The 17,957-nt window shown below is 53.7% G+C and carries 15 protein-coding genes; 10 read left to right on the plus strand and 5 right to left on the minus strand.

The genetic code is table 11. The annotated features are described in order from the left end of the window. Positions 1-50: 50 nt before the first annotated feature. Positions 51-1,982, minus strand: coding sequence for a methyl-accepting chemotaxis protein (locus NR177_RS19805; RefSeq protein ID WP_109716827.1), 1,932 nt, complete (start codon positions 1,980-1,982; stop codon positions 51-53). Positions 1,983-2,138: 156 nt separating this feature from the next. On the opposite strand from NR177_RS19805, the gene yjfP reads away from it, so the two are divergent. From yjfP to rplI, 5 genes are all read left to right on the plus strand, one after another. Further along, positions 2,139-2,888 (plus strand): esterase, encoded by a 750-nt coding sequence (gene yjfP / locus NR177_RS19810; protein ID WP_256853459.1) that lies wholly within the window; start codon positions 2,139-2,141, stop codon positions 2,886-2,888. A gap of 273 nt (positions 2,889-3,161) precedes the next feature. Beyond that, positions 3,162-3,557: a 30S ribosomal protein S6 gene (gene rpsF, locus NR177_RS19815; RefSeq protein ID WP_063877403.1), complete on the plus strand. Its 396-nt coding sequence runs from the start codon at positions 3,162-3,164 to the stop codon at positions 3,555-3,557. A gap of 6 nt (positions 3,558-3,563) precedes the next feature. After that, a complete protein-coding gene (gene priB, locus NR177_RS19820) occupies positions 3,564-3,881 on the plus strand; it encodes a primosomal replication protein N (RefSeq protein WP_013027390.1) in 318 nt (105 codons plus the stop codon). A 4-nt stretch (positions 3,882-3,885) separates the two neighbouring features. After that, positions 3,886-4,113, plus strand: coding sequence for a 30S ribosomal protein S18 (gene rpsR, locus NR177_RS19825; RefSeq protein WP_000135199.1), 228 nt, complete (start codon positions 3,886-3,888; stop codon positions 4,111-4,113). 39 nt (positions 4,114-4,152) lie between these two features. Beyond that, positions 4,153-4,602, plus strand: a complete 450-nt coding sequence (gene rplI, locus NR177_RS19830) for a 50S ribosomal protein L9 (RefSeq protein WP_006120926.1) — start codon at positions 4,153-4,155, stop codon at positions 4,600-4,602. A gap of 368 nt (positions 4,603-4,970) precedes the next feature. On the opposite strand, the gene NR177_RS19835 is transcribed toward rplI, so the two are convergent. Then, on the minus strand, positions 4,971-5,636 hold the full coding sequence (locus tag NR177_RS19835) for an OapA family protein (protein ID WP_156506640.1): 666 nt from the start codon (positions 5,634-5,636) through the stop codon (positions 4,971-4,973). Between the two features lie 221 nt (positions 5,637-5,857). On the opposite strand from NR177_RS19835, the gene fklB reads away from it, so the two are divergent. Next, complete coding sequence (gene fklB, locus NR177_RS19840) at positions 5,858-6,478, plus strand: FKBP-type peptidyl-prolyl cis-trans isomerase (RefSeq protein WP_063877400.1); 621 nt, start codon at positions 5,858-5,860, stop codon at positions 6,476-6,478. A 35-nt stretch (positions 6,479-6,513) separates the two neighbouring features. On the opposite strand, the gene NR177_RS19845 is transcribed toward fklB, so the two are convergent. Further along, positions 6,514-8,454 carry a bifunctional 2',3'-cyclic-nucleotide 2'-phosphodiesterase/3'-nucleotidase gene (locus tag NR177_RS19845; RefSeq protein ID WP_256853460.1) on the minus strand — a complete coding sequence of 647 codons (1,941 nt, stop codon included), beginning with the start codon at positions 8,452-8,454 and terminating at the stop codon, positions 6,514-6,516. A gap of 294 nt (positions 8,455-8,748) precedes the next feature. Between NR177_RS19845 and cysQ the strand changes: the two genes are divergently transcribed. After that, positions 8,749-9,492: a 3'(2'),5'-bisphosphate nucleotidase CysQ gene (gene cysQ, locus NR177_RS19850; protein WP_109716830.1), complete on the plus strand. Its 744-nt coding sequence runs from the start codon at positions 8,749-8,751 to the stop codon at positions 9,490-9,492. Positions 9,493-9,532: 40 nt separating this feature from the next. Here cysQ and NR177_RS19855 read toward each other — a convergent pair whose 3' ends face one another. Beyond that, the gene (locus NR177_RS19855) at positions 9,533-10,090 is read right to left on the minus strand and encodes a YtfJ family protein (protein ID WP_256853481.1); all 558 of its coding nucleotides are present in this window, start codon (positions 10,088-10,090) and stop codon (positions 9,533-9,535) included. Positions 10,091-10,403: 313 nt separating this feature from the next. Here NR177_RS19855 and NR177_RS19860 point away from each other — a divergent pair, with 313 nt between their 5' ends. Next, positions 10,404-10,610: a DUF1107 domain-containing protein gene (locus NR177_RS19860; protein WP_003855513.1), complete on the plus strand. Its 207-nt coding sequence runs from the start codon at positions 10,404-10,406 to the stop codon at positions 10,608-10,610. Between the two features lie 32 nt (positions 10,611-10,642). On the opposite strand, the gene NR177_RS19865 is transcribed toward NR177_RS19860, so the two are convergent. Beyond that, complete coding sequence (locus tag NR177_RS19865; protein ID WP_063877397.1) at positions 10,643-11,962, minus strand: hemolysin family protein; 1,320 nt, start codon at positions 11,960-11,962, stop codon at positions 10,643-10,645. Positions 11,963-12,475: 513 nt separating this feature from the next. Between NR177_RS19865 and NR177_RS19870 the strand changes: the two genes are divergently transcribed. After that, the gene (locus NR177_RS19870; RefSeq protein WP_172898048.1) at positions 12,476-14,191 is read left to right on the plus strand and encodes an autotransporter assembly complex family protein; all 1,716 of its coding nucleotides are present in this window, start codon (positions 12,476-12,478) and stop codon (positions 14,189-14,191) included. Beyond that, positions 14,188-17,955, plus strand: coding sequence for a translocation/assembly module TamB domain-containing protein (locus NR177_RS19875; protein WP_256853461.1), 3,768 nt, complete (start codon positions 14,188-14,190; stop codon positions 17,953-17,955). Before NR177_RS19870 ends, NR177_RS19875 begins: the two co-directional genes overlap by 4 nt. The last annotated feature ends 2 nt before the right edge of the window (positions 17,956-17,957 follow it).

Below are 17,957 nucleotides of genomic sequence, written 5' to 3' on the forward strand. Positions count from 1 at the left end.
TCCTGGCAGTCATGTTAACAGGACAAGTGTAAGCCACTGGCTCGCAATCATCACGACTTGATTGAGAACACGCTGACTAACTGTGTCAAATGATGACCTTTGTCACTCAGGCTCTGCGCCGTCTGTTCTGCCTGTGCCACCAACTCGCTATTTTGATGCGTCGCCTGGCTAATCTGGTTCATCGCCAGGTTAACCTGACCAATGCCCGCCGACTGTTGTTGCGCTGCCACGTTAATTTCACCCATCAATGCCTGTACCTGCTCAATATGCGTCACGATATTACTCATCGCATCCCGGGTTTGCTCGGATAACGTATGACCTTCCGCGACGTGACGTATCGAGGTCGCAATCAGCGTATCGATTTCTTTTGCTGCCTGAGCCGAACGCTGTGCCAGCGCGCGCACCTCGGCGGCCACCACGGCAAATCCGCGACCGTGTTCACCTGCACGCGCGGCTTCAACGGCGGCATTCAGGGCCAGAATATTGGTCTGGAATGCAATGGACTCAATGACATGAGTAATGTCAGCAATGCTTTGCGACGATACGTTAATCGCCGACATGGTACTGACCGAGCGCGTCACCGTCTGGTTGCCGTTATTCACGATACCGCTGGCTTCGGCGACCAGAGACATCGCCTGACGCAGGCTATCGGCGGTGTGCTCAACGGTTGCACCAAACTGCTCCATGCTGGCCGATGTCTCTTCGACACTGCTGGCCTGGCGTCCAATCTGCGCACTAATGTTGTGGCTGCTGGCCGCAATCGTATCCGTGCCGTCGCTGATCTCCTGCGCGGCGCTGCGAACCTGAGCGACAATTTTCTCCAGACCTTCGCCAATACCGTTAATCGCGTTAATTAACTGGCCAACTTCGTCATGGCGCCTGGTGTCCAGGTGCTCCAGCAAATTACCGGCGGCATACTGCTCGGCTAAGTGAATAACCTGTTGTAATGGGCGCGTGATGGCGCGGCGGCTGTACCAGACAAAGCAGGGGGCAAACAGCAACACCAGAATCAGTCCGGTGATAAGAAACATATTTCGGCTGTGAATAACCGGTGCCAGCAGGCTGTCACGATTAACTTCACCGACCACAATCCAGTTCCAGCCGGGCAACTGTTGCCAGGCCAGCATCCTGGCTTCACCGTCGATCTCGGCTTGCTGCACGCCCTCGGGCTGGGTCAGCAGCTGCTTCATGACGCTATCCTGCCAGTCTGGACGTTTGCCTTCGTTCTGTTTATCAAACAGATACTGACCTTGCGCTGCGCCCGGCGAGCCGTTTAGCACATAAAAATGTCCGCTATCGCCAAGACGGCGAGCCAGCACTTTTTCGCGCATCAGGCCATACTGTTTGTCGATCTGTACGCCGACAAATAAAATCGCGATGACGGTGCCGCTGTCGTCTTTTATCGGTTGGTACTGGGTGATGTAGCGGTGGTCAAATAAGGTGGCCAGTCCGCGGTAGGTTTCCCCCTTCGTCACGCTTTTCCAGGCGGCACTGGCGCGGTCCAGTTGGGTACCGATCGCCCGGCTACCATCCTGCTTTTTCAGTGAGGTTGAAATCCGGATGAAATTATCACCATCACGGACAAAGATGGTGGCGACTGCCGCGGTGCGATCTGTAAAATCATCAACGGCAGTCTGATCAAGGTTAAGGGTTTTAAGTCCGGCGCGCAGCGTCGGGGTGGAAAACTCACCAACCTGAATACGTGCGGTTTCATCACGGCTGAAGCGCTTAGGTAAAAAGCTGACGAAGAGCTGAGTGTAGTTGCCCACCTCCTGGGTCAGCGTCGCATTAAACATGGACGTCATTTCAGTGATGCCCTGCACCTGATTGACCATGTCATCTACGGCAAGACTTTCCAGCTGGCGTGAAGCATTCTGGCTTTGAATAAGTGTCAAGGCCAACAACAAAACGCCTACACTGAAGGACGTTATGACGCACAGCTTCACTCCGAGGCTAGTGCGGCTAAGAGAGAAACGTTTCATAGAATACCTTTGTTTTCTTGTCAAATATGCATTAACAACGGCAGCGCAGCGGAAATGTTTAGTTAAGAAATTATTACTATTGTAATGTTGAAAACCCTCACCCAGCTTATGTTCGCTGGCGAGGCGTCCTAATCAGCCCCTGTTTCAGGAGAAAAAATGATAGAACTCACCACGGAAAGGTTTGCAGGTATTGAATGTCTGCATGCGGCACCTGCGGGCCAGCGCCAGCAGCGACTGCCAACGGTAGTGTTTTATCATGGCTTTACCTCGTCGAAAGAGGTGTACGCCTACTTTGCTGTGGCACTGGCACAGGCGGGATTTCGTGCGCTGATGCCCGACGCCGATATGCACGGCGCGCGCTACAATGGCGATGCCGACACGCGGTTTACGCATTTTTGGGACATTCTTAAACAGAACATCGATGAATTCCCGTTGATAGAAACGGCGTTGCGCGCCGACGACCTGATTGCCGGTGAACGTCTTGCCGTTGCAGGCGCTTCCATGGGCGGCATGACGGCGCTGGGGATTATGGCGCGCTATCCGCATATTCACAGCGTCGCCTGTATGATGGGTTCCGGCTATTTTATGCAGCTCAGCCAGACGCTTTTCCCTCCCGTCACGGTGACGAGCGAAGAGCAGAAAGCCCTGTTCACGAAACGCATGGCTCCGCTGGCGGAGTATGATCCTTCAAGCCGTCTGCCGAATCTTACGAACCGGCCGCTCCTGTTATGGCACGGCGAGGCTGACGAAGTGGTGCCTTTCGCGGAAACCCAGCGGCTGGATCGCGCTCTGCGCGAACAGGGGCTTGATGCTCATCTGATCACCTTGTCTGAAAAGCATATCGGCCACAAAATCACGCCGTCAGGCCTGACCGCGCTGGTCAGCTTTTTCAAGCGTCAGCTGTAGCCGTCAACGCCATCACCTCCTGCGTCTGCCAAGGTTTATCGCCCTGTTCCCGCTTTCCGCACAAAAGGGCGGGAAACAGGGCGATTTCCGACCATTTACATGAAATCCCCGCTTGAGTTTGTCCGGCGTCGCCAGTATGATTACGCGTCAATTTTTCAGCTGCATTCAGAGGTGTGTGTCATTTCGATGATTCACAACCTATAACGTTCCTTGCTTCCGTGGGCCGCAGCTGACCCTGACAGGAGGCTGAATAATCCGTAAGGAGCAATTTCGATGCGTCATTACGAAATCGTATTTATGGTTCATCCTGACCAGAGCGAACAGGTTCCGGGCATGATCGAGCGTTACACTGGTGCTATCACTGGTGCAGAGGGCACGATCCACCGTCTGGAAGACTGGGGCCGTCGTCAGCTGGCTTACCCGATCAACAAACTGCACAAAGCACACTACGTTCTGCTGAACGTAGAAGCGCCGCAGGAAGCGATCGATGAGCTGGAAACGAACTTCCGCTTCAACGACGCCGTTATCCGTAGCATGGTTATGCGCGTTAAAAACGCGGTAACTGAAGCATCACCGATGGTTAAAGCGAAAGACGAGCGTCGTGAGCGCCGCGAAGATTTTGCTAACGAATCCGCTGATGACTCAGATGCTGGGGATTCTGAAGAGTAATCCATCGTGACGGTTAATCGGCTGCGCTTGTCTGGCACTGTGTGTAAGACGCCAGTTCGGAAAATTAGCCCGTCAGGAATTCCGCACTGTCAGTTTGTGCTTGAGCACAACTCGGTGCAGGAGGAGGCCGGATTTCACCGGCAAGCCTGGTGTCGAATGCCTGTTATTATTAGCGGCAGCGCCCATCAGGTGATTACTCAACATATAACGGTCGGCACGCAACTCATTCTCGAAGGCTTTATCAGCTGCCATCAGGCGCGAAATGGTCAGAGTAAAATGGTGTTACATGCCGAGCAGATTGAATTGATAGATTCTGGAGACTAGCCAAATGGCACGTTATTTCCGTCGTCGCAAGTTCTGCCGTTTCACCGCGGAAGGCGTTCAAGAGATCGATTATAAAGATATCGCAACGCTGAAAAACTACATCACCGAAAGCGGCAAGATTGTACCAAGCCGTATCACTGGTACTCGCGCAAAATACCAGCGTCAGCTGGCTCGTGCTATCAAGCGCGCGCGTTACCTGTCTCTGCTGCCGTACACTGATCGTCATCAGTAATCGGCAACTGTCCATTAACGACTTTAAGAGGATAAGGTAATGCAAGTTATTCTGCTTGATAAAGTAGCAAACCTGGGCAGCCTGGGTGATCAGGTTAACGTTAAAGCGGGCTACGCTCGTAACTTCCTGGTTCCACAGGGTAAAGCTGTTCCTGCTACCAAGAAAAACGTTGAATTCTTCGAAGCACGCCGTGCAGAACTGGAAGCCAAACTGGCTGACGTTCTGGCAGCATCAAATGCGCGCGCAGAAAAAATCAACGCACTGGGCACCGTTACTATCACGTCTAAAGCAGGCGATGAAGGTAAACTGTTCGGTTCCATCGGTACTCGCGACATCGCTGACGCTGTAACTGCAGCTGGCGTTGACGTGGCTAAGAGCGAAGTTCGTTTACCGAACGGCGTTCTGCGCACCACCGGTGAGCACGAAGTGGACTTCCAGGTTCACAGCGAAGTATTCGCGAAACTGATCGTGAACGTAGTAGCAGGTTAATTTTATTAATCTGCCGCACCTGAACGCCGACACTTGTGTCGGCGTTTTTGTTTTAGGCCCTGAATAACCTTCCTTTTGCCCGCTTGCCGCACCGCACAAGCATCGACATGTTCAACACAGAATGCAGCGCTATTTCATTGTTGGCCAACCGGGTGCCAAATCTCTGCCTCTGCCTCTGCCTCTGCCTCTGCCTCTGCCTCTGCCTCTGTTCCTGTAGCCGGAACGCTGCGCCCGGCGCGCTTTCCTGCCGAGGCTGAAATCATCCTGTCTTTACTTGCGCTGCGGGTCTGTGTGGGAAGCGTGCTGGTAAAGAACATCAAACAACCGTGTTAGCGCCCATCCAGTGGCGTTCCGCCACCGGTTGTCGCTTATTCCACGCGCAGAAAGCTGCCGTCTGGCTGGCGGGTAAACAGCACCGGGCCGTTCGTACCATCCAGCGTTAATCCTGTTACCACACCTTTCGCATCCCGACGTACTTTCACCTGTTGACCTTCTTTCAGCGTACTGAGCGGCTGACCGTTGCCCTCCACGCGCGCCATCGCAAACACGTCATTAACCGGGAGGTTATTGTCGCGGAACAGCTGCGCCAGCGTCTGCCCGGAGGCAATTTGGTAGCTGCGCCAGTCGCCCTGCGAATCGGCTTTTGCCTCCGGCTGGGAGGTGGATTTAGCGGGTTTGTTATCATAAATGTCCGCCTGCATCGGTACCTCTTTTTCAGCCGATGGGGTAACGGGACGCTCTACCGGATACTGCGGTGTGCTGGACGGCCAGAGGAAGGCCAGCAACAGGATGAATACGGCAATCACAATTCCACGGCGGTGCAACGCCGGCAGCGGGTCCATCCAGCGAATATCGTCTGTAAAATGCCAGAGGCGATACAGCCAGTTTGGCAGGCGAGACGGGACGTCTGAAGTCATATCGGGTTCCTCCGCTCCGGCACCTTGCGGCTGCTTTCGTTGCGGCAGTCGAGCTTGTAACCGGGTTAACATACGCCGTGCGAGCATCCTGCGGCGACGAGGGGCAATCTGGCCCATATTTTCTCTCTTTCTTATTGTGCCACTGATAAGGGGGAAACGTGTCACTTATACAGTATGGGCAATGTGGACGCGAAGTGCCTGCCAGCATTGATAAATTTGACCTGCGTATTGTTTCTCTTTCGCCAGCAAAAGTCATCTACGACGCTGCGGATTTTACGCCAGCGGCCTGCGCTGCTATGCTGCCCGTCTTACTATATCCGAGAGTGAAAGGAACGAAGATGACTACCCCTTCTTTCGACAGCGTCGAAGCACAAGCAAGTTACGGTATTGGTTTACAGGTTGGCCAGCAGTTGCTGGAGTCTGGTCTGCAGGGGCTGCAGCCAGAAGCACTGCTCGCGGGCCTGCGCGACGCGCTGGAAGGGAACTCACCCGCGGTGCCTGTTGATGTAGTTCACCGCGCGCTGCGTGAAGTTCATGAGCGGGCTGAAAGCGTGCGTCGTGAGCGCGTGGAAGCGATGGCCGCAGAAGGCCAGGCTTTCCTGCAGCAGCATGCCCAGCGTGAAGGCGTCAGCAGCACCGAGTCAGGTTTACAGTTCAGCGTGATTACCCAGGGCGAAGGCGCGATTCCATCCCGTCAGGACCGCGTACGTGTGCACTATACCGGCAAACTGATTGACGGCACCGTATTCGACAGCTCCGTTGCCCGTGGCGAACCCGCTGAATTCCCGGTGACTGGCGTGATTGCAGGCTGGATCGAAGCGCTGACGCTGATGCCTGTTGGCTCTAAGTGGGAACTGGTGATCCCGCACGACCTCGCTTACGGTGAGCGCGGTGCCGGTGCTTCCATTCCGCCGTTCAGCACCCTGATTTTTGAAGTTGAACTGCTGGAAATCCTGTAAAGGATAAGGGCGGCGCCGTGCCGCCCTTAGGTATTTTACTGCTGTAGATTTACCTGCCAGATAGCAAATCCCGTCTCGTCATTCCCTGTTGCCTTCATCGGATATTGCGCATACTGCTGAATAAAGCGAGTTGCTTTATCGCCAGGTGCGGTCTCAAAGCGAATATCAAGAGGCTGTGTGCTATGTATCGCGGCCAGTCGCCAGTTATGATCGGCCTGCGGACGGACCTCACCATTCTTTTTGGTTTCTGCACTGATATAAGCCGCCAGTATTGCGCGATTTTCATCCGGCGAGGCAAAAGCAATGTACTTATCGCCTGTTCCGGCAAATTTTCCGCTGTAGGCCCGGTAGTTATTGGTCGCCACCAGGAAGGTCGCTTTAGGATCGACAGGTTTCCCCTGCCAGCGCAGATCTTTAATGCGTGAAGCATCAGGATGGATCAGTTTGCACTCTTCGTCGTAACGGGCCGGTTGTGTCACATCAATTTGATAGCTGACACCGTCGATGACGTCGAAGTTATAGGTGCGAAAATCCCAGTTGATCAACGGCTGCGTCCGGCTGCTGGCAGGATCGATCTGATTAAACTGGCCCGCAGAGCATTCCAGCCACTCTTTCACCTGTTCGCCGCTGACTTTCATCACCACCAGGGTGTTGGGATACAAATAGAGGTCGGCCGCATTACGGAACGTCAGGTTGCCTTTCTCGACCTCCACATAGCTGGCAGGATCGTTCTTGCGCCCGCCGGCTTTAAAGGGGGCCGCCGCTGACAGCACCGGCAGCTTCGCCAGGTCGGGATCGCCCTGAATAAAATGTTCAACATAGGCACGCTGCGCATTATTCACAATCTGTACGGTCGGATCGTCCTGAACCAGTGACAGATAGCTGTACATCACATCAGCCGATTTGCCAATGGGCTGAGCCACAAATTCGCGGGTAGCATGATGATCGTCTTTCAGAACCTTAACCAGTGCGGGATCTTCAGCGGCCAGCGATTTTTTATGGGCGGTGTCATAGATGGGGCGCGCCTGTGCTGTACCGCCAGTGACCTGCCAGCGACCACCACCGTTGTTTAGCACCAGATCTACCACACCCAAATGATCGCCCCACATGCCTGGCATCACCGCAGGAATACCGTTTAGTGTGCCTTTCTCGATATCCGCACCTTTGATCCCGGCAAACTCCTTGCCCGGGAACACGGCATGCGCATGACCAAACATAATGGCATCAATGCCCGCAACTTCGCTGAGGTAGTAGACAGAGTTTTCGGCCATCGCCTGATAGGGTTCGCTGCTCAGGCCCGAGTGGGCAAGGGCGATAACCACATCCGCGCCTTTCGCTCGCATTTCTGGCACGTAGCGGCGTGCGGTTTCAGTGATGTCATCTACCCGAACGTTGTTCTGCAGGTTAGTTTTATCCCACACCATAATCTGCGGGGGAACAAAGCCGATATAGCCTACCTGCAAAGTATGCGTTTTACCGTCACGATCGGTCACGCGAGTGGGTTTAATCAGATAAGGGGTAAAAAGCGGCTTGCCGCTTTTAAGATCGATGACGTTTGCATTGACATAGGGGAAACGCGCACCCGCCAGTGCCTTGTGCAGATAGGGCAGGCCGTAGTTGAATTCATGGTTGCCCAGCGTACCCACGCTATAGTCCAGCGTGTTCATGGCTTTATAGACCGGATGAACATCGCCCTGTTTAAGCCCTTTGGCTGCCATATAGTCGCCCAATGGACTGCCCTGAATAAGGTCGCCATTGTCCACTAATACGCTGTTGGTGACTTCCTGACGTGCTGCATGGATCAGCGACGCCGTGCGCACCAGACCGTATTTTTCTGTGGGCGTATCTTTGTAATAGTCGAAGTCCATCATATTACTGTGCAGATCGGTTGTTTCCAGCACGCGCAAATCCACGGTGGCTCCCTGTACTGCAACTGAAACGCTCAACGCCAGTAACATCATTCCCGCCTTAAACATGCTCTCTCCCAAAGCTAAAAGATCAAGGCTACAAAAATAATGTAAAAGTCTGATGAAAGGGCAGATTAAATCGTGATGGATGTAACGTTTTGAGCCTGCCATCCGTCGGGCTCGGGCCGTCGATCTCATCGCTTAAGCCGAATAAGATCGTTGCTATTTTTGTCTATTGTGTTGATATGGCTGAAAAATGATTCAGAATGTTTGCCTGAAATCAGCGGTAAGCGTGAAGCTGCTAGACTGTACTCCAACGGGTATGACAGTTAACGCGTAGCATTCGCATACATGAGGTGAAAAATGTTAGAGCAAATAAGCCAACTGGCGCGTGAAGCAGGCGACGCGATTATGCAGGTCTACAACGGTTCTGTTCCGGCAGAGATTTCCCACAAAGCGGATGATTCTCCTGTCACGGCGGCAGACCTGGCCGCTCATGATGTGATTGTATCGGGCTTAAAGCGGCTGACGCCGGATATCCCGATCCTGTCAGAAGAAGATCCGCCTGGCTGGGATGTCCGCCAGCACTGGCAGCGCTACTGGCTGGTCGACCCGCTGGATGGCACCAAAGAATTTATCAAACGTAACGGTGAGTTTACCGTGAACATCGCATTGATTGAGCAGGGTAAGCCGGTCATGGGCGTGGTTTACGCGCCCGCACTGGGCGTGATGTATTCCGCCGCAGAGGGCAAGGCCTGGAAAGAAGAGAACGGAGAGCGACAGCAAATTCATGTGCTTGATGCGCGTCCGCCGTTAGTGGTGGTGAGTCGTTCACATAATGACGATGAAGAGATGCAGGAATACCTGAAGCAACTGGGTGAACACCAGACGGTTGCGACCGGTTCTTCCTTGAAGTTTTGCCTGGTGGCTGAAGGGAAAGCCCAACTCTATCCGCGTTTTGGGCCAACCAACATCTGGGATACCGGTGCAGGCCATGCCGTAGCCGCTGCTGCGGGTGCGCACGTACATGACTGGCAGGGAAGAACGCTGGACTACGCGCCGCGTGAGTCTTTCCTTAACCCGGGCTTTCGCGTTTCACTGTTTTGATGCAGTGCGGGAGGCATCAGCCTCCCGCCTTCATCTTTATCTACTCTTGCAACAGCGACCTTAATAAGGTCATCACCTGCTCAACCTCTTGCTGAGACAGGGCACCATCTTTAACGTATTTAACCTGGCCTGTTTTATCCAACACCACAATAGCCGAGCCGCCCTGCTGCAATTGCCAGGCGTGCTGCACGTTACCCTGGCTGTCGACAATAAACTGCGACCACGAATACTGCTGCTTATTACTGTGAATACTGCTGCGGACAAACATGCTGGTGCCGGGAATAGCATCATCGGTGTTAACAATCGTGGTGGTCTGATAGCGATCGTGAGGCAACCTGGCTGCCTTAATTGCTTCAACCAACGCAGCGTTCATCTCTTTCGCTGATGAGCGTCCGGCAATATGTTGTACCACCCGCACTTTTCCACTTAGCTGGGCGCTGTTCCAGTTTTTATAACTGAATTTTTCCTGCTGTAAAATCAGCTCGCCTTTATCATTAACGCCTACCGCCGGCACACGTTTTCCCAGCTCAATATCGTGAGCCAGCGCGCTGACGGGAATCAGCAGTGATAAAGCCAGTGCTGCCAGAGTTACACGCATCATCATCCTCTCCAGTGATCAGACCAGTTAGTCATTCAACTGTAATAGTAAGCAGGGATGATGCGCCTGTCTCAAAAAGCTGTCAGCTTTGTTATCAACTACACAATTCCGTAACGAATGAAGGTTTATACTGAATAGTGAAAAGTAAATAACAGAGTATTCTGTAATGTTCTGTCAGAACGGTAAAAAAACTTATTTCTTATCGTGCGAAGTAAACAGAGTGTTCTATAGTTTATCTCGAATTCGCGCTTCATGGACCCGTACCGAATTTGGCAACGGTGAAGCGTGCTTAAAAATGAAGGAGTTAATCAGTATGAAAATCTTCCAGCGCTATAATCCACTACAGATAGCAAAATATGTTAAGACGCTGTTTAAAGGAAGGTTATACATCAAGGATGTTGGCGCATTCGAGTTTGATAAAGGTAAAGTCCTGATCCCACGGGTCAAAGACAAACAGCACCTGAGCGTGATGTCAGAAATTAACCGCCAGGTCGTTCGTCTCAAGCTAGAGTTCAACTAAAAAACAGGGCGCCGATGGCGCCCTTAGTCTTTCTATTCTTCGGTTTTTGCCACATTCAGCATCGGCGGTCGTTCATCAATCCGCGTTACCAGCAGCTGGTCAATTCGGTAGCTGTCGATATCCACCACTTCAAACTTGTAGCCTGCAAACTTCACAAAGTCCGTCCGTTTCGGGATCTTGCGCAGCATATACATCATAAAGCCGCCAATCGTTTCGTAGTTACCCGACTGCGGAAAATCATCGATATCCAGCACGCGCATAACATCATCAATTGGCGTACCGCCTTCCACCAGCCAGGAATTCTCGTCACGCGCGACAATTTGCTCTTCCATGCCCTGGCCTACAAGGTCGCCCATCAGCGTCGTCATGACATCGTTAAGTGTGATGATGCCGACCACCAGCGCATACTCGTTCATGATGACCGCGAAGTCATCGCCTGCCGTTTTAAAGCTTTCCAGCGCCTCAGACAATGTCAGGGTATCCGGTACGATAAGCGCAGAGCGGATTTGAACGCCGCTGTTCAGCGCCATGCTCTGATTACCCAGCACGCGCAGCAACAATTCTTTGGAATCAACGTAGCCGACAATGTGGTCAATATCGCCATTACAGACCAGGAATTTGGAGTGAGGATGTTGAGCGATTTTGGTTTTCAGGCTGACTTCATCTTCATGCAGATCGAACCAGACGATGTTTTCACGTGAGGTCATGGATGAAGGTACGGTGCGGGATTCCAGTTCGAATACGTTTTCGATCAGCTCATGTTCCTGTTTGCGCAGTACACCAGCCAGCGCGCCTGCTTCCACAACCGCATAGATATCATCTGAGGTGATATCGTCTTTGCGCACCATCGGCAGTTTAAAGACGCGAAAGAACACGTTGGCCAGACCGTTAAACAACCACACCAGCGGGCGCATCACCAGCAAACAGAAGCGCATGGGATTGATAATCCGCAGAGCAATGGTTTCGGGCGCGATCATGCCGACCCGTTTCGGCGTTAAGTCGGCAAACAGAATAAACAGGCTGGTTACGATGGTGAACGAGCAGATAAAGCTGAGTTGTTCGGCAAGGTCATGTGACACAAAACGGTTGAACAGGCTGGAAAAGGCCGGCGAAAACGCTGCATCACCCACGATACCACCGAGGATAGCCACGGCATTCAGACCGATTTGCACCACGGTGAAGAACATGCCAGGGGTTTCCTGCATTTTCAAAACGCGCTGGGCGTTGATGTTGCCCTGGTCAGCAAGAAGTTTCAGCTTAATCTTGCGGGCGGCGGCCAACGAGATTTCCGACAGAGAGAAAAAAGCACTGATTACAATCAGTAGCAGAATGACAAGTAGGCTATCAAGCATATGAGATCCAAAGAGTTATTCACTTGTCATTTTTGGCCTGGGCAGCGTGCGATTTATGCGCTCATTCCCTGTAGTGGTGACTTAAGGGGAGCTATCCGTGCCAAAAATGTCTGCGCCCATTCAACAATATCAGTGAGGTGCAGGGGCAGAAATGAAGACAGGCGGGATGCCTGCGGTGGGTGATTATAGCAGCAGCGACGATGCCGCCGCCAGAGGGCAAACGATGGCTCTCTGCGTGAGTATTTATTGTCTTGTCCTCCCCCGCGCCGATAAGCAGGCAAACCGCGAAGCGCCCAGGACGTTACAACGCCGTTGTAACCTAAGTGGGTTTTGCCGACAATAATGCTCAATTTGGCTTAGATCTCGTTGTACACTGCCAGTTGGCAAAAAGTGCGGCTATGATGAGTGAGTTGCCGTCGCGATTGTATCGGTAACGAGGATTAACACGCGCCCTGTGGAATGGGGCAGGCATGACAGACAGGAGTACAAGTGCCACGATTTTATGTTTATTGCATGACGGGTTTGCTGCTCGTCGCGCCCGCCTTCGGGGCGGCACCGGTTCGACTACAGCTGGAAGGGCTAACCGGAGAACTGCAAAAAAACGTCAGGGCACGCCTGTCGACCATTAGCAGCGACGAAGTCACCAACGATGGCCGCTTTCGCTCTCGCGTCTCTTCGGCGATCAAAGAGGGGCTGCGCGCGCTTGGCTATTATGAGCCGGATATCGACTTCGAATCGCGCCCCGCGCCTCCTCAGGGTGGCCGTCCGGTGTTAATCGCCCGTGTTACGCCTGGTCAGCCGATAAAAATTGCGGGCAGTACGATTGTCGTTACCGGTCAGGCGAAAAACGATGCGGATTATAAAAACTGGATTGCGCAGGGGCGTCCCAAAGTCGGGACGGTGCTTAACCACGGTCAGTACGATAAATTTAAAAGCGGCTTTACCAACCTTGCCCTGCGTAACGGCTATTTCGATGGTGAGTTTGAAAAAAGCCAGTTAGGTGTGTCTGTTGACCGCCATGAAGCCTTTTGGGATCTGGACTACAACAGCGGTCCGCGTTATCGCTTTGGTGATGTCACCTTTGAAGGCTCGCAGATCCGCGAAGCCTATTTGCAAAATTTAGTGCCCTTCAAAGAGGGGGATTACTACAGTTCCCGCGATCTGGCTGAACTTAACCGCCGTCTTTCCGCGACCGGCTGGTTCCAGTCAGTGGTGGTTGCGCCCGAGTTTAAGCAGGGCCGTAAAACCAAAGTTCTGCCCTTAAATGCCGTGGTGTCACCCCGCGCTAAAAATACCATTGAAGCCGGTGTCGGTTACTCGACGGATGTTGGACCGCGCCTGAAAGGAACGTGGAGAAAACCCTGGGTTAACGATCGGGGCCACAGTATGGCCGCCAGTGCCTATGTTTCCGCCCCCGAGCAGCAGATCGATCTCAGTTACAAAGTCCCGTTGCTGAAAAGCCCACTGGAGCAGTACTACACCTTTTCCGGCGGCCTGAAACGCACCGATCTTAACGACACCAAAGCAGATACCAGCACGCTGGCGGTATCGCGCAACTGGGACAGCAGCAGCGGCTGGCAAAGAGCCCTTAACCTGCGCTGGAGCCTGGATCACTTTACGCAGGGTAACGTCACCAACACCACGATGCTGCTCTATCCCGGCGTCAGTCTGAACCGCACCCGTTCACGCGGCGGCTTAATGCCAACCTGGGGCGATTCGCAGCGTTATTCCGCAGATGTGTCCGATACCACATGGGGTTCGGATGTCGATTTCTTAATCCTGCAGGCGCAAAACGTCTGGATTCGCACCCTGGGTGAAAAGAACCGTTTTATTGCCCGCGGTACGGTGGGCTGGATTGAAACCAACGACTTTGACAAAGTGCCGCCGGATCTGCGCTTCTTTGCCGGTGGTGACCGCAGTATTCGCGGTTATAAATATAAAAACGTCTCTCCCCGTGACAGTGACGGCAAGCTGACCGGCGCATCCAAAATGGTTACCGGCTCGCTGGAATATCAGTACAACGTCAGCGGCAAATGGTGGGGCGCGGTGTTTGTCGACTCAGGCGAGGCGGTCAATGACATTAAGCAAAGCAATGTAAAAACCGGCGCAGGTATTGGGGTACGCTGGTCATCACCGGTGGGGCCCATTAAGTTTGATATTGCCCGCCCCATTGGGGATAGCGAGGAGCATGGTGTGCAATTTTACGTAGGGTTGGGGCCTGAACTATGAAGCGCTGGAAAAAGGTCCTGATTGGCTTTCTGATTTTTTTGGTTTTGCTGTTTGCGGGTTTGGCATTTTTGATTGGTACGACGCCGGGATTACATCTGGTGTTAAACGGCGCGTCGCGCTGGGTGCCGGGCTTGTCGATCAACAAAGTGGACGGCGGCTGGCGTAATCTTACCCTTAGTGGATTGCGCTATGAGATGCCTGGCGTCAGCGTCAATGCGGACACTATCCATCTGGCTGTGGATCTCAACTGCCTGTTGCACTCGTCGGTCTGTGTTAACGATCTGACGCTGAAAGATATCAGTGTGGTGGTCGACAGCAAAAAGATGACGCCATCGACGGCCCCCCCGGAAGAAGAGAGCGGCACCAGCAATCTCAGCACGCCTTATCCGATCAGCCTGCGTCATGTGGGCTTGCACAACATCAGCGTGAAAGTCGATGAGAGCGCTATTTCGCTGGCGGATTTTACGACCGGCTTGCAGTGGCAGGATCGTGCCCTGACGCTGAATCCCACCCATATCCAAAGTTTGCTGATCGCGCTGCCTAAAGCGGCGCAGGTGGCTAAAGAGCAGGTGGTGCAACCCAAAATACAACAGCCTCAGCCGGATGAGAAGCCGCTGGGCGAAACCTTGCAGGCGCTGTTTGCAAAACCGCTGTTGCCCGCGCTGCCCGACTTTCAGTTACCGCTGGATATTGATGTACAGGAAATTCTGGGCGAGCAGCTACGCATCACCGGTGATACTGATATTTCGGTTAGCCGACTGCGGGTGAAGGCGAAAACGCTGGACCGCCATATGCAGTTGCAAACGCTGGAGGTTGACTCAAATCTGGGCAAGCTGAACGGCGGTGGTCAGGCTACGCTGGCTGACAACTGGCCCGTTGATTTTGCCCTGAACGGTGAGGTGAACGTTAACCCTGTCAAAGGGGAAAAACTCAGTTTGACCTTAAAGGGGGCGATGCGTGACGAGTTGAAACTGGCGCTGAACCTTTCCGGCCCGGTACGCGCACAGCTTGATGCCAGCGCTCAACCCGCCGTGGCTGGTCTACCGCTGGCGTTAAACCTGACCAGTCCGCAGTTGCGCTGGCCGCTGACCGGGGCGATTCAGTATCAGGCCGATAACCTTAACTATCAGTTCAAAGGCAAGGCGACAGACTATGTCATGTCTCTCCGCACCTCGGTCAAAGGGGAATCGGTGCCGCCTGCTACGGTCGCGCTGGATGGCAAAGGCAACGTGCAACAGTTCAGTCTGGATAAGCTGCGTGTGGCGGCGTTGCAGGGCAACATCGACCTCACCGCGCTGGTGGACTGGAGCAAAGCCATCAGCTGGCGCAGTGAGTTGACGCTGGACGGCATCAATACCGCGCGCCAGTATCCTGACTGGCCGGCTAAGCTGGACGGTAAGATCACCACCCGTGGCAGCCTGTATGGTGGCAGCTGGCAGGTGAGCGTACCGCAGCTGATGCTAAAAGGTAACGTTAAACAGAACGCGGTAAGCGCTGACGGCACCTTGCGGGGCAACAGCTACAACCAGTGGGATATCCCCGGCATCAAGATAGCGCTGGGACGTAATCATCTGGATGTAAAAGGCAGCCTGGCCGATACACTCAACCTGGATGCCAGCGTTGATGCTCCGCATCTCGATAATGCGCTGCCAGGGCTGGGCGGAGTGGTTAAAGGGGATATCAAGGCACGGGGAACGCTGAAAGCGCCACAACTGCTGGCCGATCTTACTGCTACCGGTTTACGCTGGCAGCAACTGCTTGTTCGCCGCATCACCCTGAAGAGTGATGTGCGCTCCAGCGATCAAATCGCCGGTAAGCTGCAGTTGCGGGTTGAGCAGTTGACGCAGGATGCACTTAATATCAGCCTGCTGACGCTCAATGCCGATGGCGATGAAAAGCAGCACCAGCTCAAACTCAACGTGCAGGGCAAGCCGGTGTCAGGCCAGCTCGCGCTGACAGGCAGCTTCGACCGTCAGACCGAACAGTGGAAGGGCAATCTGAACAATACGCGTTTTGATACGCCGGTGGGTGAATGGCGACTGACGCGCGCCATGGCGATCGACTATGTCAATCAGAAACAGACCGCCACTATTGGCCCGCACTGCTGGCAAAACCCCAATGCGCAACTCTGTGTGCCTGAACCCATAGAAGCCGGGCCAGATGGCCATGCTCATGTGGTGTTAAATCGTTTTGACCTTGCGATGTTAAAACCTTTCCTCACTAACCAGACACAGCTGAGCGGCGTGTTTAGCGGGGATGCCCGAGTAAACTGGACGGCGGACGGCAAACTGCCGACCGGCAGCCTGGCGCTGAAGGGCAACGGCGTTAAAGTCGTGCAGGATGTGCAGGGCAATACGCTGCCTGTCGCCTTTAACACGCTTAATATCAATGCCGCACTGCGCGATGGACGGGCGCAGCTCGACTGGCTGATTCGTATCGTCAACAACGGTCAACTGGATGGCAATGTGCAGATCACCGATCCGCAACAGCGCCGAACGCTGGGCGGTAATGTGAATATCCGCAATATCTCCCTGGCGATAATCAATCCGGCGTTGATGCAGGGCGAAAGCATTAAAGGCAACCTGAACAGTAACCTACGCCTCGGCGGAACGGCACAGCAGCCCCAGGTCTTTGGTCAACTCGGCCTGAAAGATGTGAATGTGAAAGGCAACTTCATGCCGGTGGATTTAACCCGCGCCAGCCTCAATATGGTGTTTAACGGCATGAGCTCAACCCTGAATGGTCTGCTGCAGACCGCGCAGGGCAATATCAACCTCACGGGTGATGCGGACTGGAGCCAACTGGACAACTGGCGTGCACGTGTCGCCGCCAAAGGAAGTCGGGTACGGGTTACGGTGCCGCCAATGGTGCGGATGGATGTCTCGCCGGATGTGGTCTTTGAAGCCACGCCAGCCGCCTTTAACCTTGACGGGCGGGTGGATATTCCCTGGGCACGCATTACGGTACAAGAGGTGCCAGAGAGCGCGGTGGGCGTCTCCTCTGACGAGGTCATGCTGGATAAAAACCTTAAACCGATTGAGCCTCAAACCGCTTCAATACCGATTAACAGTAACCTGATTATCCATGTCGGCAACGACGTGCGCCTGTCCGCATTTGGCCTGAAAGCGCGACTGAATGGCGACCTGAAAATGGTACAGGACAAATCAGGTCTTGGACTGAACGGACAGATCAACATTCCTTCCGGCCGTTTCCATGCCTATGGCCAGGATTTGATCGTACGCAAAGGTGAACTGCAATTCGCCGGGCCACCGGATCAGCCTTACATCAACCTGGAGGCGATTCGTAATCCGGATGCGACAGAGGACAGCGTGACGGCAGGCCTGCGCGTTACCGGACTGGCGGACGAGCCGAAAGTTGAAGTGTTCTCGGACCCGGCGATGTCACAGCAGGAAGCCCTTTCTTACCTGTTACGGGGTCAGGGACTGAAGAGCGACGGTGACGGTAATGCACTAACTTCAGCGTTAGTGGGGTTAGGGGTTGCACAAAGTGGTCAGGTTGTGGGTAAAATCGGCGAGACATTCGGCGTCAGTAACCTTGCTCTTGATACCACCGGCGTTGGCGACAGTCAGCAGGTGCAGGTCAGTGGCTATGTACTGCCGGGTCTACAAGTAAAATACGGAGTGGGCATCTTTGATTCACTGGCAACGTTAACCTTACGTTACCGCCTGATGCCTAAACTCTATTTGGAAGCCGTGTCCGGTGTGGATCAGGCTCTTGATTTGCTTTATCAGTTTGAGTTTTAGCA

The organism is Pantoea sp. Fr+CA_20 (assembly GCF_024520835.1).
In the GTDB taxonomy this organism is placed as follows: Bacteria; Pseudomonadota; Gammaproteobacteria; order Enterobacterales; family Enterobacteriaceae; genus Pantoea; species Pantoea allii.

Bases quoted from the DNA above. Each gene is read 5' to 3' on its own strand.
- NR177_RS19805 (WP_109716827.1), bottom strand. From the start codon at position 1,982: ATGAAACGTTTCTCTCTTAGCCGCACTAGCCTCGGAGTGAAGCTGTGC.
- yjfP (WP_256853459.1), top strand. From the start codon at position 2,139: ATGATAGAACTCACCACGGAAAGGTTTGCAGGTATTGAATGTCTGCAT.
- rpsF (WP_063877403.1), top strand. From the start codon at position 3,162: ATGCGTCATTACGAAATCGTATTTATGGTTCATCCTGACCAGAGCGAA.
- rpsR (WP_000135199.1), top strand. From the start codon at position 3,886: ATGGCACGTTATTTCCGTCGTCGCAAGTTCTGCCGTTTCACCGCGGAA.
- rplI (WP_006120926.1), top strand. From the start codon at position 4,153: ATGCAAGTTATTCTGCTTGATAAAGTAGCAAACCTGGGCAGCCTGGGT.
- NR177_RS19835 (WP_156506640.1), bottom strand. From the start codon at position 5,636: ATGGGCCAGATTGCCCCTCGTCGCCGCAGGATGCTCGCACGGCGTATG.
- fklB (WP_063877400.1), top strand. From the start codon at position 5,858: ATGACTACCCCTTCTTTCGACAGCGTCGAAGCACAAGCAAGTTACGGT.
- NR177_RS19845 (WP_256853460.1), bottom strand. From the start codon at position 8,454: ATGTTTAAGGCGGGAATGATGTTACTGGCGTTGAGCGTTTCAGTTGCA.
- cysQ (WP_109716830.1), top strand. From the start codon at position 8,749: ATGTTAGAGCAAATAAGCCAACTGGCGCGTGAAGCAGGCGACGCGATT.
- NR177_RS19855 (WP_256853481.1), bottom strand. From the start codon at position 10,090: ATGCGTGTAACTCTGGCAGCACTGGCTTTATCACTGCTGATTCCCGTC.
- NR177_RS19860 (WP_003855513.1), top strand. From the start codon at position 10,404: ATGAAAATCTTCCAGCGCTATAATCCACTACAGATAGCAAAATATGTT.
- NR177_RS19865 (WP_063877397.1), bottom strand. From the start codon at position 11,962: ATGCTTGATAGCCTACTTGTCATTCTGCTACTGATTGTAATCAGTGCT.
- NR177_RS19870 (WP_172898048.1), top strand. From the start codon at position 12,476: ATGACGGGTTTGCTGCTCGTCGCGCCCGCCTTCGGGGCGGCACCGGTT.
- NR177_RS19875 (WP_256853461.1), top strand. From the start codon at position 14,188: ATGAAGCGCTGGAAAAAGGTCCTGATTGGCTTTCTGATTTTTTTGGTT.